Origin of the sequence: Paenibacillus sp. LHD-38, assembly GCF_031157315.1 — a bacterium.
Classification (GTDB): Bacteria; Bacillota; Bacilli; order Paenibacillales; family Paenibacillaceae; genus Pristimantibacillus.
In genome coordinates this window covers 1-16,080 of record NZ_JAVIFU010000085.1, presented here as the reverse complement: position 1 = coordinate 16,080, position 16,080 = coordinate 1, and the positions used below count along the sequence as shown (strand labels likewise).

Annotated in this window: 16 protein-coding genes; 11 read left to right on the top strand and 5 right to left on the bottom strand. The window is 44.8% G+C overall.

Features of this window, described 5'->3' with window-relative positions; all coding sequences use genetic code 11:
- Window positions 1-228 precede the first annotated feature (228 nt).
- The 3 genes from RCO25_RS33125 to RCO25_RS33115 all read left to right on the top strand — a co-directional run bounded on the left by RCO25_RS33125 (window position 229) and on the right by RCO25_RS33115 (window position 5,121).
- On the top strand, window positions 229-2,112 hold the full coding sequence (locus tag RCO25_RS33125; protein WP_309000330.1) for a beta-L-arabinofuranosidase domain-containing protein: 1,884 nt from the start codon (window positions 229-231) through the stop codon (window positions 2,110-2,112).
- A 164-nt stretch (window positions 2,113-2,276) separates the two neighbouring features.
- Complete coding sequence (locus tag RCO25_RS33120; RefSeq protein ID WP_309000329.1) at window positions 2,277-3,695, top strand: glycosyl hydrolase family 28 protein; 1,419 nt, start codon at window positions 2,277-2,279, stop codon at window positions 3,693-3,695.
- A gap of 178 nt (window positions 3,696-3,873) precedes the next feature.
- Window positions 3,874-5,121 (top strand): MFS transporter, encoded by a 1,248-nt coding sequence (locus RCO25_RS33115; RefSeq protein WP_309000328.1) that lies wholly within the window; start codon window positions 3,874-3,876, stop codon window positions 5,119-5,121.
- A 68-nt stretch (window positions 5,122-5,189) separates the two neighbouring features.
- Here the strand turns inward: RCO25_RS33115 and RCO25_RS33110 are convergent, their stop codons facing one another.
- Complete coding sequence (locus tag RCO25_RS33110) at window positions 5,190-6,224, bottom strand: ROK family transcriptional regulator (RefSeq protein ID WP_309000332.1); 1,035 nt, start codon at window positions 6,222-6,224, stop codon at window positions 5,190-5,192.
- Between the two features lie 311 nt (window positions 6,225-6,535).
- On the opposite strand from RCO25_RS33110, the gene RCO25_RS33105 reads away from it, so the two are divergent.
- The 5 genes from RCO25_RS33105 (at window position 6,536) to RCO25_RS33085 (ending at window position 10,861) form a co-directional block, all read left to right on the top strand.
- A complete protein-coding gene (locus RCO25_RS33105) occupies window positions 6,536-7,315 on the top strand; it encodes a DeoR/GlpR family DNA-binding transcription regulator (RefSeq protein WP_309000327.1) in 780 nt (259 codons plus the stop codon).
- 106 nt (window positions 7,316-7,421) lie between these two features.
- Window positions 7,422-8,228, top strand: a complete 807-nt coding sequence (locus RCO25_RS33100; RefSeq protein ID WP_309000326.1) for an HAD-IIA family hydrolase — start codon at window positions 7,422-7,424, stop codon at window positions 8,226-8,228.
- Window positions 8,225-9,391, top strand: a complete 1,167-nt coding sequence (locus RCO25_RS33095) for a sn-glycerol-1-phosphate dehydrogenase (protein WP_309000325.1) — start codon at window positions 8,225-8,227, stop codon at window positions 9,389-9,391. The genes RCO25_RS33100 and RCO25_RS33095 overlap by 4 nt, the downstream gene beginning before the upstream one ends.
- 232 nt (window positions 9,392-9,623) lie before the next feature.
- Window positions 9,624-10,514, top strand: a complete 891-nt coding sequence (locus RCO25_RS33090) for a glycoside hydrolase family 43 protein (RefSeq protein ID WP_309000324.1) — start codon at window positions 9,624-9,626, stop codon at window positions 10,512-10,514.
- Window positions 10,515-10,582: 68 nt separating this feature from the next.
- Complete coding sequence (locus tag RCO25_RS33085; RefSeq protein WP_309000323.1) at window positions 10,583-10,861, top strand: DUF2277 domain-containing protein; 279 nt, start codon at window positions 10,583-10,585, stop codon at window positions 10,859-10,861.
- A 21-nt stretch (window positions 10,862-10,882) separates the two neighbouring features.
- Here the strand turns inward: RCO25_RS33085 and RCO25_RS33080 are convergent, their stop codons facing one another.
- The 3 genes from RCO25_RS33080 to RCO25_RS33070 all read right to left on the bottom strand — a co-directional run bounded on the left by RCO25_RS33080 (window position 10,883) and on the right by RCO25_RS33070 (window position 12,638).
- Complete coding sequence (locus RCO25_RS33080) at window positions 10,883-11,758, bottom strand: arylamine N-acetyltransferase family protein (protein ID WP_309000322.1); 876 nt, start codon at window positions 11,756-11,758, stop codon at window positions 10,883-10,885.
- Window positions 11,755-11,907, bottom strand: coding sequence for a hypothetical protein (locus RCO25_RS33075; RefSeq protein ID WP_309000321.1), 153 nt, complete (start codon window positions 11,905-11,907; stop codon window positions 11,755-11,757). The genes RCO25_RS33080 and RCO25_RS33075 overlap by 4 nt, the downstream gene beginning before the upstream one ends.
- Before the next feature lie 215 nt (window positions 11,908-12,122).
- Window positions 12,123-12,638 carry a hypothetical protein gene (locus tag RCO25_RS33070; RefSeq protein WP_309000320.1) on the bottom strand — a complete coding sequence of 172 codons (516 nt, stop codon included), beginning with the start codon at window positions 12,636-12,638 and terminating at the stop codon, window positions 12,123-12,125.
- A gap of 263 nt (window positions 12,639-12,901) precedes the next feature.
- Here RCO25_RS33070 and RCO25_RS33065 point away from each other — a divergent pair, with 263 nt between their 5' ends.
- The 3 genes from RCO25_RS33065 to RCO25_RS33055 all read left to right on the top strand — a co-directional run bounded on the left by RCO25_RS33065 (window position 12,902) and on the right by RCO25_RS33055 (window position 15,597).
- Window positions 12,902-13,903 carry an ROK family protein gene (locus RCO25_RS33065; protein ID WP_309000331.1) on the top strand — a complete coding sequence of 334 codons (1,002 nt, stop codon included), beginning with the start codon at window positions 12,902-12,904 and terminating at the stop codon, window positions 13,901-13,903.
- 75 nt (window positions 13,904-13,978) lie between these two features.
- Window positions 13,979-15,187 carry an MFS transporter gene (locus RCO25_RS33060; protein ID WP_309000319.1) on the top strand — a complete coding sequence of 403 codons (1,209 nt, stop codon included), beginning with the start codon at window positions 13,979-13,981 and terminating at the stop codon, window positions 15,185-15,187.
- A gap of 20 nt (window positions 15,188-15,207) precedes the next feature.
- Window positions 15,208-15,597 carry a response regulator gene (locus tag RCO25_RS33055; protein WP_309000318.1) on the top strand — a complete coding sequence of 130 codons (390 nt, stop codon included), beginning with the start codon at window positions 15,208-15,210 and terminating at the stop codon, window positions 15,595-15,597.
- A 56-nt stretch (window positions 15,598-15,653) separates the two neighbouring features.
- Here RCO25_RS33055 and RCO25_RS33050 read toward each other — a convergent pair whose 3' ends face one another.
- Complete coding sequence (locus RCO25_RS33050; RefSeq protein ID WP_309000317.1) at window positions 15,654-15,956, bottom strand: hypothetical protein; 303 nt, start codon at window positions 15,954-15,956, stop codon at window positions 15,654-15,656.
- Window positions 15,957-16,080: the final 124 nt, after the last annotated feature.

The following is a 16,080-nucleotide window of genomic DNA, read 5'->3' as shown; positions in this document are numbered from 1 at the left end:
ATCCGAATGCAAGAAAGAGCGGATCACAACACTCATTCAGCGTCAACTACAGCAAAGAATCGCTGGTCTGCCTAGTTACATCAAGGCTTATCTGCCTATTTCATGCTGCGAAAGTTGAGGATTTAATACCTAAAAAAAAGATATGAAATCTGCAGATTCGTGCATTTTTCTTTATTCTTATAGATTATATGATAATCTCACCAAACAAAAAAAGGGAGGTTTATCAAAATGGATCCTATTAATTTTTTTGAATTTTCGACTGGCAGCATTCAACTAGCGCCAGGCCCGCTGCAAGAACGGTTTCAAATAAACAAACATTACGTCATGAGCTTGACTAACGAAAATCTTCTCCGGAATTTTTATTTGGAAGCCGGATTATGGAGCTATAGCGGCAACGGCGGGACAACCAGCGCAACAACAACGAGTTTGGATGGTCCTGAAAACTGGCATTGGGGATGGGAATCGCCAACCTGTGAGCTGCGCGGCCATATGATGGGCCACTGGTTATCTGCTGCAGCCCGTATCTATAGTCAAACGGGCGATCATCTTGTAAAGGCCAAAGCCGACTTTATCGTCTCGGAGCTGGCAAGGTGCCAGGAAGCCATAGGCAGCGGGTTTCTGGCCGCTTTTCCAGAAACCTATATGCATAGGATCGTGAACGGTAAGTGGGTATGGGCGCCGCATTATACCGTTCATAAGTTGTTGATGGGCCTCCATGAAGCGCATACCCTAACCGGAAATGAGCAAGCGCTTAGGATAATGGTCGAAATGGCGGATTGGTTCTACCGCTGGACAGATCCATTCACCCGCCAGCAAATGGATGATCTGCTTGATATGGAAACAGGGGGTATGCTGGAAACTTGGGCAGAACTGTATTCCATAACGAAAGAGAAGAAACATCGGGATTTGATCGAGCGTTACGACCGCCGCCGCTTCTTTGATGCGCTGCTGGCTGGACAGGATGTATTGACAAATAAACATGCCAATACGCAAATACCGGAAATTTTGGGGGCAGCCAAAGCATGGGAGGCAACAGGAGAAAAACGTTACCGTCATATTGTCGAGGCGTTCTGGAAGTGCGCGGTAGAGGATCGCGGTTATTTAGTGACAGGTGCCGGAGACGATGCGGAACTTTGGATGCCGGCAGAGGATATGACACGGATGGGGGTCGGTCAGGAGCACTGCGTGAATTACAATATGATGCGGTTAGCTCATGTATTGCTGCGCTGGTCAGGCAATCCGATTTACGCAGATTATTGGGAACGAAGATTCGTTAATGGCGTACTCGCTCATCAACATGGAGAAACGGGTATGATTGCGTATTTTCTAGGTATCGGTGCTGGAAGCAAAAAGAGATGGGGCTCTGCCACACAACATTTCTGGTGCTGTCATGGCACGCTGGTACAAGCGAATGCAGCCTATCATGAGCAAATATTTTTACAGGACGAACAAGGCATTGCGATTATGCAATGGCTGCCATCGAAGCTGTCTGCAAAATTAGATGATACGTCGATTGAATTATCGATCCGGCAAGACGGGCAAAACGGACTGTATCCGCTGAATTCATGGAACGTAGAGGGGATGACAACGATCACGAAGGTGGATGTGCCAGCCATCCCGGTTCATCGGCCGGAAAGCTTTATTTATGAAATCAAGCTTTCGTTAACTTCCAGCAAGCCGTTTTGTTTGAAGCTGCGTTTGCCTTGGTGGCTGCATGGTCAAGCTTCGATTTCGATCAACGGCGAACAGCAGCAGGGGGATTGGCAGCCGTCATCGTATGCGGAATTGCACCGTGAATGGATCGATGGGGATATAGTTCGCCTGGAACTGCGCAAGACGTTAACTGCTGAGCTCCTTCCGGGCGAGTCGGGGATGTACGCATTTATGGACGGGCCAATCGTGTTGGCAGGCCTGGTAGCGGAGGAAAGAAGGCTTGTCGGCAAACCGGATCAGCTGGAGTCATTACTTGTTCCGGATCGGGAACGTAACCACAGCTGGTGGAATCCAGGTTATTATCGTACCAAAGGGCAGGATCGAGGCTTTCGATTCATTCCGTTATACGAAATAAAGGATGAGACCTACAGCGTTTACTTTCCGATTGAGCCGTGCTAAAGGAGTAATCGTAAGGCCAGATGGTTAAGCATCGCAAAATATCAACATTTATAAGCATTAAATCAACACTTTTTGAGCGAATGCCGCGTTATAATCAAGAACAATCTTATTCTCGATTTGATATTGCAAGCATTCGCTTTTTTTAAAAAAAGGAGTTAAATCTAATGAGCCAAGTCAACACCTATCCCGAATTACGTGATATCCCCAAAAACGGCGATTTTGAAGTAAAGGTATGTGCAAGCGGCGGAGAATGGATAACGCTGCCGGTTTACGAAGTCAAAGTGGATATGCATCAGGTGCGAAAAGCCTCGATGGCTTATTTTGATTTAGAGGGTCCTGTTGACGTGGAAATAGCTTGTCATTATACCCATGTTGAATCTGTTATTATCCGTCCGTTGGCATTAGGGATCGTACCCGAGCAGCATGGCAATGTCATTTCTTTTCGAATAGATCAGCCAACGATGCTGTCCATCGAGGTCAATGATGATCGCTTCCGCAACCTGCATTTGTTCGGTAATGCGCTCGAGATTAACGTTCCTTCGCTAAATGATGAGGACGTGAAGGTGATAAAGCCAGGCATCCATCGGCAGGAGTGGCTGGAGACAGATGCAAGCATTTTGTATTTTGCGCCAGGCATGCATTATATCGAAGAAACCATCGTTCGCCTGCCTTCCGGGAAGACCGTCTATATCGATGGAGGAGCAGCCGTCGTAGGATCTTTTGTCTGCGATAACGTAAGCGATGTAACCATTCGCGGACGCGGCATGATTTATTTGGCAGATTTTCATCGGTACTCGGCTTTCCGCGGGGTGCGTATCAAACATTCTGAGCGAATAGCTATTGAAGGAATTATGACAATCGATACGCCTCATTATAGTGTTTATGTCGGTGGCTCCAATCATGTAAGCATACAAGGGCTCAAATCGTTCAGCACACGCGGATGGTCGGACGGTATCGATATCATGTCGAGTTCGGATATCCGCATTGAGGGCGTATTCATGCGAAACTCTGACGATTGCATCGCCATTTACGGAAGCCGATGGGAGTACCGCGGAGATTCACGGCGCATACAAGTAACGAACTCGGTGCTTTGGGCAGATGTCGCTCATCCTCTAATGATCGGTACTCACGGTGATTATGACGCGGACGGGGATATTATTGAAGACATTCGTTTTGAAAACATAGATATATTGGAGCATCACGAGCCTCAACCTAATTATTGGGGTGCCATGTCCATCAATGCAGGGGATAAAAACATTGTGCGAAACGTCTTATATAACAGAATTCGGGTTGAGGCCATTGAAATGGGACAGTTATTTGATATTCGCGTCGTCCATAACCCCGATTATAACCCTGCGCCAGGAAAACGAATCGAGCAGATTGTATTTCAAAACGTCGAATATGCCGGCGGCACGACGCATCCGTCGCGAATCCATGGGTTTGACGAGGAACGGGCAATAGACGGGGTCACGTTTATCAATCTGAGAATTGGCGGGGAGACGGTTGATCGAATAAATCATCATGCATTATCCGTTAACGATTATGCTCGCAATATCTCATTTGTGAATGAGGACAAGCAGTAAAATATATAGATAGCAAACATGTAAAAGCCACTTTCAGCGTGGCTTTTTTTGTATGCGAAAGCGATGATTTTCCGTTGTATTTCACTCTTGCCTATGGTAAGCTCTGAATGTAATTAAATGTCTTTAATAAGTGTTGGATTCTCGAAATGATACGAGATTAACGAAGGGATTTTTCACAATGAACAAACAAATGCAAGCACGTCAGAGGTTTAATAAATCCTATGCCATGCAGCTCGCGACCATTTTTTTGGGATTTATTATTTTTGGAATCTCTGAAAATATTAAAGGTCCGGCCATCCCGCGAATTCAATTTGATTTTATGTTGGATGAGATGCAGCTCGGAACGCTTTTGTCGCTTAATGCGCTGGGTTATTTGATCGCTTGCTCCTTTACGGCGATTTTAACGCACAAGCTAGGAATCAAAGCGGTGAGCATTATGGCTTTCGGGTCCATGCTGCTGTCGGGAATACTTATCTATTTCTCCCAAAGTTATCCTGTCTTTTCTTCATCTTATTTCCTCATGTATATTGGCAACGGAATGCTAGAAATAGCTTTGGCTATTCTCGGCGCTCGGATTTTTGTGAGGAATACCGGAACCATGATGAATTTATCCCATTTCTTTTACGGGCTGAGCTCCACCGTTGCTCCCATGATAGCATCCGGATTAATGACGGTAAGCTTGTTCGGCCATGCAATCGATTGGCGGGCAATGTATTTAATTATGCTTTGCCTATCCGTACTTCCAATGATCCCGGCGTTTCTAAGTAAATTTCCAGGCGATGATTTGTCCAGCGAGGATCGGATTCCGCTGAAAAGCCTGGTGCGGGATCCAGCTTTATGGCTGCTTGTACTTCTCCTTTCGTTTGGCGTCGTATCGGAACTTGCAGTAGGCGGTTGGCTGGTCAATTTTCTGGAAAAAGCCTACAAGTGGGACAGCGTTTCCGCTTCCGGCATGCTCTCCGTATTTTTTTTATGCTTCTCGGCAGCCAGGCTTTTGCTTGGACCGGTGACGGACAAAATCGGCTTTAATCTTTCTCTTATTATTTTCTCCGCCTCGTCGGCCGTATTCACCTTTATTGCCGTGCTAGGCGGTGAATCATTGGCTTTTCTGTTTGCTGCGGCAGGCATTGGGATTGCACCGATCTATCCCACCGTCATGGCTTTTATCGCAAAAAGATACCCGCGCGGAAGCGATACTGCGATTACGTTTACCGTCACTCTGATGGGGGTGGGCAGCGTCATCGGTAATTATGCGATCGGCGCAATAACCAAAGGGATCAGAAACAGCTATGGCGCAGATACGGAACTTGGCTTGCTGCGGGGACTCCAAGCCGGTTATGGATTTATCGGCTTATGCGCTTTGATCTGTGCGGTATCGGGCTGCTTCTTGTATAAATATTTGAAGGCGCGCAATGAGCTGATTTAGAACCCGCAATTATAGTCAATAAAAAGAGCAGCCCATCCTAAACATAAGGAGCGGCTGCTTTATTAGTTTTACTCTGTCATCATCCGGTAGAGCGCGAGCCGCTGCAGTCCATGAAGGTAATCCTGTTGCCAATCGCTTATGACAAGCTCGGGAATATGACTATCCGGCACGTATTTTGCACAATTTATCGCGATCTTATCGGCATCGGCTTCACTAATATCTTCCTTGCAAAAAATAACGGCATGCGGATTAATGATCGACACGAAAGCAGCAACTAACCGGCTCATCGCATCGATTGCCAAGGCGCCAAGCTCATCCGACAGGCCATCCTTCTGATGGCCATTGCGTGAGTTTCTAATCGCTTCCAGAAAATTGGAGCGGTCATATTGGGGCACAAATGAAACCTCGCCCGAAAAAGAGGTGCTTCCCCTTATGACATCGCCATTAATCAATATGCCGGCACCTGGGCCATTTTGCCCTAAATAGAGGTAAGCCAATGTCTGATCATCTGCTCTTCCGCTAAGAGCGTGGTATCCTAACACAGCCGCATTCATATCATTTTCAACGACAAGCTGCAGGCCGAAGCGGTCCTCGTAGAAGACTTTCAGATCAAATTGTGAAAACTTCTCATATTCGGGGATGAAAAAAATCTTTCCGTCCTTCACTGATCCAGGTACGCCAACGGCCGCGGATTGAATGCCGGGATAACGGTTGATGACCGTTTGCAGCTGCAAGGTCAATGCTTCCGGACCCTCCTGTATTACGCTGGGCAGCTTTATGGATTCGATAACTTCTCCCACATAATTGATAACGGAATATACCGTTTCCTCTTTTTCCAAGTAAAGGCCTAATCCCAAGCGATGCTCCGCATTTAATGCATACCTTACCGGCCTTCTTCCGCCGCTTGATTCATCGATTCCGACAATTATCGCTTCGCCATTTTGTTCCATCTGCTCTAAGGCTTTGCTTACAGTAGGAAAGCTGATATCCGTACGTTGGCAGATCTCTGCTTTTGTTGCATGATTAAGCTCTAACAGCGTTAATCGAATTTGGCTATGAATGGCCTGATTCATTCGTTTTGGTGTTATAAACGGCTTTTTTATCACATTCACCACCAAGTCAAATTAATATCATAAATTCTACAGCATTTTATTTAAAATAAATAATGCCTCCTTGTTTTGTTACTAATCCAATTTCGACATATTTCTCTAAAATACCTGCTAATCGACAAGAACGTCCGTATGGATGCCTTTTTTTTGGAGGACGATTCAAAGTGGCGGTTTTCGCATTCGAGTTGTCGGCCTTGCGGCTTTATGTCAGAATGAATGATACATTGAAGTATAAACTGATGTTTATTTTCGTTTATTGTTGTTTGTTGTATTTATATCATTAATCAGAAAGGTGGAAAAATAGCATGTTTGCTTCACAAAGAAGAGAGAAAATCGTGGAATGGCTGCATCAAAAAGGACTGGTTGTCGTTAAAGAGCTGGCCGTGGAAATGAACGTATCGGAGGGAACGCTCCGCACCGATCTCCGATTGCTTGAAGATGAAGGCATAATTGAACGCACCCATGGCGGAGCCGTTCTGGCGAATAAGAAGGCCGCGTTTCGCGGGGACTCTTTCTTCACGCGCAGCGAGCTGAACTATGCGGAGAAGAAAGCAATCGGGCAGCAAGCGGCCCATCTTGTGTCAAAAGGGCAATGTATTCTATTAGATGCCAGTTCGACCGTGCTTGAGCTTGCGAAGGCGCTTGCGGATTGCGACTATTTAACGGTAGTAACCAATGGGCTCGATGCCGCGATGACGTTGAATCAGAACCCCAGAATCAACGTCATTCTTATCGGAGGCGTTCTAAGATCCGGCTCAAGAACGGTAGAGGGCGTACTAGGGGGAAATTTGCTTGACGGCATTCATGCAGACTTGTTCTTTACCTCGGCCGAAGGCATTAGCATTGAGGAGGGCATGACAGATTTTAGCTTGTATGAGGCGGAGTTGAAAAAAAGAATGGCCGCTAATGCGAGAAAAACCATAGCGCTGGCTGATCACACGAAACTTGGCAGGCGTTCGATCGCGACGTCTTTGGCGATGGCGCAAATCCATACACTCATTACGGATGCAAAAGCGGATAAATCGTATTTAGATCAAATAAAGGGCATTGAAATTAGGATAGCTCAGGTAAACAACAAGAAATGAGCTGTCATTTGACAGCGTTTCAAAACGCCGTTAAAAGCATTCAATCGTTGACATACGGAGGCAAATGAAAGGAGAATAGAGGAGGGAAGAAACGGGGGGGATCTGCATGAGACTGGACGATATCGATGGTTTTATTATTGATTTAGACGGGACGGTGTATAGAGGCGGCCAAGCCATTGAAGGAGCGATGGAAGCAATCGCAAGCCTAAGGAAGCATGGGAAAAGGATTATTTTTCTGAGTAATCGAGGAAATATTTCCCGGGTGATGTGTCAAGAAAAGCTGCTGAGTATGGGAATAAGCGCGACCGCAGACGAGATTCTATTGTCTTCAACCGTAACAGCGGGGTACCTGAAGACGAACGATCCGCAGGCAAAGGTTTGGACGCTTGGCGACTCCGGATTAAGAGAGGAACTGTTATCTTGGGACATCACCTTGGCAAATACCCCGGAAGAAGCGGATAAGCTGGTCATTACGCTGCATGAAAGCTTGACCTACAAGGAACTCAATCAGGCTTTCCGTGCGGTTAACAGCGGTGCGGAGATTATAGCGACAAATGCGGATAAATCCTTTCCGGGAGAAGAGGGGGAGTCGATTGATGTTGCCGGGATGATAGGGGCGATCGTCGCTTTAACAGGGAAAGAGGTTAAAGCTGTCATTGGCAAGCCATCTCCTATCATGGCGGATGCTGCGCTGCGCTGCCTTGGCGTTCCTCCCGAGAACTGTATCGTCATTGGTGACAGCTTGTTATCGGATATCGCTATAGGAAAAAGGGCGGGAATGAGAACGGCGCTCGTTCTTAGCGGCTCAACGAGCATCCAGGATGCGGAATCAGCGAAGGAGCAGCCGGATGTAATTTGGGAGTCGATTGCAGAGTTGGTATCTTTACTAGAACTAAAGGAGGAGCTTGTATGAATGATGTGTTAGCCCGAATTAGAAAAGAAGCTTCGAAGGAAAAGGGGATTGATCTTCGCGTCCTCGACATGGGTCCCGTTGTATTGGAAGCGGGGGCTATCAATCAGGCTGCCCCTTATCTCCAAGAGTGCAAGTATACGAAAGTAGTCATCGTTGCGGATTCGACGACCTATTTAATTGCGGGGCAGCTGCTGGAAGCAGCGATTGCAAAATCCGGCATTGCTGTTCATGTCACCATAATTAAACCCAATTCACAAGGGGATGTCATCGCTGACGAAGCATCATTGGTGCAATGCATATTGGATATAAAGTCAAAGTCTGCCGAAGCGGTTGTTGCTGTCGGTTCAGGGACGCTGCATGATATTGCCCGATTTTCCGCATACTCCACGAGCGTACCGTTTATATCGGTTCCCACTGCGCCGTCCGTGGACGGCTTCAACTCCAAAGGCGCGCCGGTTATCCTTCGCGGAGAGAAAATAACGATTCAATCGATCGGCCCATCAGCGATTTTCGCGGATTTGGATATTTTGACGGAAGCGCCATCTGCACTTGTTGCCGCAGGCTTTGGCGATATGCTTGGGAAATTTACCTCGTTATTTGATTGGAAGTTTGGCGCAATGGTTGGCGGTGAGCCTTTCTCGCAAGTTGTGGCTGATCTGACTGAAAATGCCTTGCTCCAATGCGTAGAGCATGTTGATGCGATTGCCAAACGAAGTCCAGAAGGCATTAGACTTCTGACAGATGCGCTGCTAACCTCAGGGTTCGCTATGCTTTTATTCGGCCAATCACATTCTGCATCCGGTGCTGAGCATCATCTCTCGCATTACTGGGAAATGGAGTTTCTGCGTCTGGAAAGAAGACAAATTTTGCACGGCGCTAAAGTAGGCGTTGCTTGCGCGGAGATTTCCGCCCTTTATCACCGGTTAACAAAAGAGCCGTTGCCTTTTTTAACACCTGTTCAGCAAGAAGGTGCGCGAAAGCTTATCGGTCAAGTTCCTAATGAAGTAACGATCCGTCAGTTATTGGCTGCTGTAGGCGGACCGATGGAGCCGACGGAATTAGGAATAGACGAAGAGTTGCTAGAGAGAAGCTTGCGGGAAGCGCATCATATTAGACCAAACCGCTATACGCTGTTAAGCGCTTATAATAAAGAATGCTTGTAACGCTAGCAAAAGATAGGCTTATTCGATGTCCTGATGACATGCGGATTAGCCTATTTTCTTATTTCGAAGAGCGGTTCTGCCGAGAGCTGAAATGTAGATAAGAAATGTGAAGCCGTGCCAAAGACAAACAAGCTGTAATGTTTTACAATATCGTTACTGCTATTCAAAATGCGGCAGGTGGACAACGCATTCAGTATAACGACTACATACCCCTCAAAGGAGCTGTTCTTAAATGAAAGGAATTCATAATCCGATCGTGCCCGGCTGGTACGCTGACCCTGAAGCAAGAACCTATGAAGGAAAGCACTGGATTTATGCGACTCGTTCTTATACGGAATATACGAAGCAAATGAATCTGGATGCATTCAGCACCAGCGATTTAATTCATTGGGAGAAGCATGAAGGCATCATAGAAATGTCTGATTTTCCATGGGTGTGGAGAGCGGTATGGGCGCCTACGATAATCGAGAAGCAAGGGAAATATTATTTGGTTTTCGCATCGAATGACATCCAAACGAATGATGAGATTGGTGGCTTGGAGATAGCGGTGGCTGATCACCCCGAGGGTCCTTTCAGAGGGTATTTGGGCAAACCGCTCATTGATCGCTTCATTCACGCTGCTCAGCCGATCGATGCCCATTTGTTTAAAGATGACGATGGGACCATTTATTTATATTACGGCGGGTGGCGCCATTGTAACGTTGCGAGAATGAACGAGGATATGACGGGATTCATTCCGTTTGATAACGGTGAAAACTTCTTGTCTATCACGCCTGAGGGCTATGTTGAAGGACCGTGTATGATCAAGAAAGAAGGGCTGTATTATCTAATGTGGTCACTCGGAGATTGGGTGAATGGATCATATCGAGTTGCTTATGGCGTCAGCGAAAGCCCGCTTGGGCCGTTCGAGAATAAGGGAACCGTTCTTGAGAGACAAGAGCCAATAGCGGAAGGACCTGGCCATCATGGATTTCTCCAACTGGCCGAGAGTGATGAGTGGCTTATCGTATACCATCGGAGAATCATTGGGGACAAGGAAGCAGGAAACCGAATGCTGTGCATAGATAGAATGAGCATTGCAAACGGAGAGATTCAGCCGATCGTCATGACGGATGCTTGGTAAGGCGCTGCCGATAAATTTGTGATACTATAATTTTTATCAGGCAGTTGACGACTGAAAGGGAGAGAGCTATGTGCAGAAATATTAAAACCTTATTTAATTTTGAGCCTCCGGCTACTGATGGAGAAGTTGAAGCAGCTTCCCTGCAATTCGTAAGAAAGCTTTCCGGTTTTAATTCGCCTTCGAAAGCGAATGAAGAGGCGTTTAATCTGGCTGTGCTTGAAGTAGCTGCGGTTGCACAGAAATTATTGGACTCCCTGGTCACGAATGCCGAGCCGCGTGATCGCGAGGTCGAGATTGAACGTGCCCGCATAAGAAATGCCAAAAGATTCGGTACTTCTGAATCTTAATCATAGAATGGAAAATAAACCTCAGGTTGTACTGAGGTTTATTCTTTTCCATTCCAAATGAGCCTGCCATGCCCTCTTCCAAAGCTCATCCCGTTCTAAGCTGCTGTAGTTAACGAGCTTTTCTCCGAAAATATCCGCTAGAACCTCAAGCCATCGAGACTGATTTTGGATTTCTGTTTTCAAAATGCCACTTGGCCCGCGTTTTTTCCATACACAGCCTCTAAGCTCATGTCCTTCTGTCTCGTTTCGGTTCCGAATTAAAAAAACATCAAACCATGGAGATGCCGTTGAACGGCTGTAATGTTCATGCTTAGGAATGAATTCCTCCATATCTAGCACAACAGCCGGGTCAAAATCCACGCCAACAAAGGAAGCGAGGGAATCATGCTCGATGCGCCAGCCGTGCGAAGCTACGCTGGATTCCGTTACTATATAGAGGTATGGAGCTTGCAGATAGGTTCCGAATCGCAGCGGCAAAGGCTCAAAGGGGAGATCGCCAAGTCCAGCATCAATGATCCATTTTTCTTCTTCATGCTGTTCATTCCGCAAGCTAACCGTTAATCCCAAATGAAAGGAGTTAATACAAGGCTCAGCACCCATTGGCTGTACGCCTGCGCGGTGCATAGAAACCTTGTAGCCGAGTGATTGGAGCAGAAGACTGAACGCTCCGTTAAGGTGAAAGCAGTAACCGCTTCTGCCGTTTAATATGAGCTGAACGGATTGTTTCCTATCTACAGCAGCGGGCTTTCGGCCAAATATGTCGATGGTTTGCCATGATAGATTTTTTACATGGGCTTTGTGCAGCTCAAATAAATAAGCTTTCGTCGGAGCTTCGACGTCTGTGACCCCGATTCTGTTTAAATAAGCTATTACTTCCGCTTTTGTTAATGGATTCATGGGATTTCACCTCTGCTGTTCAAAATCATTGCTGAAGCCGCTGCTTCATGCGTCTTGAATAACATCGTAATCGAGAATGGTTCGGCAGACAATATAGAAAAGGACCAACTGTACCGGTACAGATCGTTCGTTTCGGATATTTCAGACATGATGGGTAAGTCTTCACTCTAGAGAGTACGTATATGAGAATATTGCAGCGGAAGAGGATGGAAGCCTCACTTCAGTGAAGACATTTTACTGTAGTGAGGCTTTTTGTGATGTGAAGGTTTTGGTTTATCAGGGTATAGTTGTCAAAGGTTTAATATGGAGTTAATAGGATACGTTAAATATGATACGGTTCATGGCTTAATATAACGCATCGTAGTTAATCTGTCTGAATAAGACTAACCACTTTACCATGACTAGGCTTAAACAACTTTTCCGTCCCTAAATATCGGTCCAAGCTTAGTTCGTAAATGTACTTTCGTCCAAGTAACAAAGTAAAGGCACTAGTATATAAAACAAGACTGATTAAATTTATATTCCCTGATAAGATAAAGTTAATGTGCATACAAAGGCATATAAATATTAAGGGAAGCGTCATTAATCCTAATAATATACAAATACCTACGGCTATTTGCACAATGGGGATAACATAATTAAATAACATGATCTGATTTAAAGCAATATTTTCAATAAAATATTTATAAAACTCGGGGACATTTTCTTTATTTAATGATTCGATCAGATATTCAGTTAAAAATACCCCAGGCTCGCTAAACCATGATTTTGTTGAAACTTTTGTAACACCTGCTAATAGCCAACCCAATCCAAAAAGCACTCGCATTGCGATAAAAAAGGAAGGGAATATAACTTTTGTAAATCTTCTGTTATTTAACACGTACTACTCCTCCTTATTTGAATGAGAATCCCTTATTTAGTAAAAGTTCAGTATTTATAAATGAACTTCCACATTGATAAAAAGTTTCCCTGATGCAAAACATTTTACCACACGCAAATGATAAACGGGTAATATTTTTTTCAAGCGAGCTAAATGCGGACCAGAAAATCTTCTTTAATCTTGACATCAGTTTAGAATAGAGTTATAAATAAAGTGTATTTATAAAGAGTGTTTATTAAGTTGTTTTAATAAGGAGGACCATGGTGGAGAAAGCTAACGCAAATTTAATGAAAGAAATAAATTTAAATAATCTCCGTCGAGTGATGAAGCAGGTGGGAATAGCAACAAAGCCCCAGCTTGCTGCATTGACGGGACTTAGTGTCGTAACAATTAACTCGCTTGTGAAAGAGCTGCTTGATTTTGGGGAGTTGTTAGAAGATAAATCCATTCCCTCAAACGGAGGGAGACCTGCTTTAACCTATCGATTCAATTATGATTTCAGTCTCGCACTAGCCATACACTTGAATGAAAAACAAGGCAGCGACGTCATTTTCGCATCAGTAGTTAATTTACACGAGGATATTCTAATGAGAGAAGAACATGTCATCCAAGTGTTCGATCTCAATCGTTTCCTTGAAATGATAGATCGCATTCTTTCTTTATTCCCTTCCATTAAGTCGATCGGAATCGGAATTCCCGGACAGACCATAAACGATAAAATCGAAGTTACCAGTCATGAAGAGCTGCAAGGCATCAGCCTATTAGCAGAAGTGCAAGCCAAATTTAGTTTGCCTGTGATTTTGGAGAATGACGTGAATGCTGCTGTTAGCGGTTATTGCTTTAAAGAGCAGCTAAGTGATAATCAGATCGTATTAGGTGTTTATTTCCCAGAAAAGTATCCACCAGGGCTAGGCATTTTTCTGGATGGAAAAATTGTAAAAGGGAAGAACGGCATGGCGGGAGAAATCAAGTTTCTTCCCATGGATATAGACTGGAAAAAAAGGTTTTCCACAGAAGAATTTGTAGAAATCGTTTGTAAAGTTATGCAAACGCTCAATGCTGTACTTGCGCCGGATCAAATCGTGATTTATCGCGAAAATTTTGAAGAAAGCACTTTGCTTCAGGCATGGGAAACTTTTATATCAAAATATAAGATTCCATCACTCCCTGAAATTAGTGTATCCCATACGTTTATCAAGGATTTCGAAGAGGGCATGAAAGGGTTAGCCTTACAGGAACTAAGCCCGTCTACTCTGAATTTCTAGTAAAGTGACCTAAAACGATAAGGATTACTCTTGTTTAGGAAGGCAGAATTATTTTACAAATAAAGGAGTTTACTCATGGCAACATGGTTTCTATTAATCATTTATCTTGCGTTTATCAGCTTAGGGATTCCTGACTCTCTGCTTGGATCCGCATGGCCGGTCATGCATCCTGAAATTGGGACTTCGTTCGAATCGGCTGGTTTACTGTCCATGATTGTATCAGCCGGAACCATACTATCCAGCTTGTTCAGCGGCGGCATGATCGAGAAGTTCGGAACAGGTAAAGTTACTTTAATCAGCTGTATCTTGACGGCGGGGGCGCTGCTTGGCTTTTCATTTTCGCCTTCATTGTTGTGGCTTTTGATTTTGGCCATCCCTCTTGGTCTTGGAGGAGGAGCTGTCGATGCAGGACTCAATAACTATGTAGCCACTCACTATAAAGCCCATCATATGAGCTGGCTGCATTGTTTCTGGGGTGTAGGTGCTACCATGGGGCCAATGATTATGTCCTACTTTATTGCGAATCATAACTCATGGAGACAGGGCTATCTGCAGGTTTCGTTGATCCAATTTGGCCTCGTAATCGTCTTGCTTGTAACACTTCCATTATGGAAACGTGTTGCCTCCCTGAAACAGTCTACCAAACCTGCATTAAAAACCGAATCAAACAGCAAAAAGATGTTAACACAATCAGAAACGATGAGGCATACCAATCCGCTTCATATTAGAGGAGTTAAGCCTTCGCTTATTGCCTTTTTATTTTACTGCGGCGTTGAAGCAACGGTCGGTTTATGGGGGGCTAGTTACCTGGTCGGCTCGAAAAATATCTCAGCGGAAACCGCTGCAAGTTGGATATCTTTGTACTACGGCGGAATAACGGCGGGAAGGCTTATAACCGGATTCATAACGCTTAAAATAAACAATCGCGTACTCATTCTGCTTGGCCAGCTCGTTGCGCTTACGGGCGGACTTATTCTATTGCTGCCTTTGTCTGACGTATTCACTCTCATTGGATTCATTCTAATTGGTTTAGGGCTTGCTCCTATCTATCCTGGTCTGCTTCATGAAACGCCGGAACGGTTCGGAAATGAAAACTCGGCTAAATTGATGGGATATCAAATGGCAGTTGCCTACACAGGCACTACGCTGCTGCCTCCTCTTTTTGGTCTCATCGCTTCCTATACAACCATTTCGTTGTTCCCGGTATTCGCACTGGCCTTTATTCTTTTCATGCTGTTCAGTTCAGAGAAAATAAACCGGACATTGAAACAAAGAGCTTTATAGAAATGATAGAGGTGAGTGCCATGATTAAAGTATTGATTGTGGATGGTGAAAGCAGGGCAAGAGATATCATAAAAACGTTCGTTCAATGGGAAAAGCTTGGTATGGAGCTGGTCGGGGAAGCAGAGGACGCACAAGATGCGCTTCGCAAAACGGATGAGCTGCATCCGCATGTCGTGATAACAGATATACGGATGGGTACATGCGGAGTTGGGCTGCTCCAGGCCCTGCATGAACGGTATCCACAAATACGGACGATTGTCGTCAGCGCCTCTACAGATTATCATTACGCGGCGGAAGCACTTCGTTATAGAGTATTGGATTATTTGCTTAAGCCGGTCGATCAGATAGAGCTGAATTCAGTGCTTCTAAACTGTAAGAGAATAATCCGATCAAAGAATATTAATTGCTAAGGAAATGTCACAAGATACAACTTTCCTAGACCGTAGTGTTGTAACGGAAAGAGCGGTTATGAGCTTGATCCATTGGTGAGCTGTTGAACTTTTTTGTTTTTCATGAGGCGATGCACCTTGGGTATATCAATGCATTGAAGCGTACAATTCAGAGCAATTGAGCTAACTTGGTGAAGCAGCAGAAAGGATTTTTCATTTAGGTTAACCTCCCCGCAGCGTACTTTGTTGCGGGGAGGTTTTTTACGATGCAATTGTTTCATTTCAAATAGAATTGAGCTTAAAAATACTATCTCGTTAGCCGGATACATTTTTTCAGCTGCATTATAATCATCAGCACATTTAATTACTCTGATGTCCATGTTATTAACTCAACTTTCGCAGCTTGAAATTGACAGATAAGCCTTGATGTAATTAGGCAAACCTGCAATCCAATACTGGAGTTGACTCTGAATTAGCTTTGTGATCTTCTTTCCAGCTTTCGTA

What these genes read in the sequence shown, in the direction of transcription:
- RCO25_RS33075 (WP_309000321.1), bottom strand. Translation starts at nt 11,907, where the DNA reads ATGTCTGAAATATCCGAAACGAACGATCTGTACCGGTACAGTTGGTCC.
- RCO25_RS33125 (WP_309000330.1), top strand. Translation starts at nt 229, where the DNA reads ATGGATCCTATTAATTTTTTTGAATTTTCGACTGGCAGCATTCAACTA.
- RCO25_RS33090 (WP_309000324.1), top strand. Translation starts at nt 9,624, where the DNA reads ATGAAAGGAATTCATAATCCGATCGTGCCCGGCTGGTACGCTGACCCT.
- RCO25_RS33055 (WP_309000318.1), top strand. Translation starts at nt 15,208, where the DNA reads ATGATTAAAGTATTGATTGTGGATGGTGAAAGCAGGGCAAGAGATATC.
- RCO25_RS33115 (WP_309000328.1), top strand. Translation starts at nt 3,874, where the DNA reads ATGAACAAACAAATGCAAGCACGTCAGAGGTTTAATAAATCCTATGCC.
- RCO25_RS33085 (WP_309000323.1), top strand. Translation starts at nt 10,583, where the DNA reads ATGTGCAGAAATATTAAAACCTTATTTAATTTTGAGCCTCCGGCTACT.
- RCO25_RS33100 (WP_309000326.1), top strand. Translation starts at nt 7,422, where the DNA reads ATGAGACTGGACGATATCGATGGTTTTATTATTGATTTAGACGGGACG.
- RCO25_RS33095 (WP_309000325.1), top strand. Translation starts at nt 8,225, where the DNA reads ATGAATGATGTGTTAGCCCGAATTAGAAAAGAAGCTTCGAAGGAAAAG.
- RCO25_RS33105 (WP_309000327.1), top strand. Translation starts at nt 6,536, where the DNA reads ATGTTTGCTTCACAAAGAAGAGAGAAAATCGTGGAATGGCTGCATCAA.
- RCO25_RS33080 (WP_309000322.1), bottom strand. Translation starts at nt 11,758, where the DNA reads ATGAATCCATTAACAAAAGCGGAAGTAATAGCTTATTTAAACAGAATC.
- RCO25_RS33120 (WP_309000329.1), top strand. Translation starts at nt 2,277, where the DNA reads ATGAGCCAAGTCAACACCTATCCCGAATTACGTGATATCCCCAAAAAC.
- RCO25_RS33050 (WP_309000317.1), bottom strand. Translation starts at nt 15,956, where the DNA reads ATGGACATCAGAGTAATTAAATGTGCTGATGATTATAATGCAGCTGAA.
- RCO25_RS33060 (WP_309000319.1), top strand. Translation starts at nt 13,979, where the DNA reads ATGGCAACATGGTTTCTATTAATCATTTATCTTGCGTTTATCAGCTTA.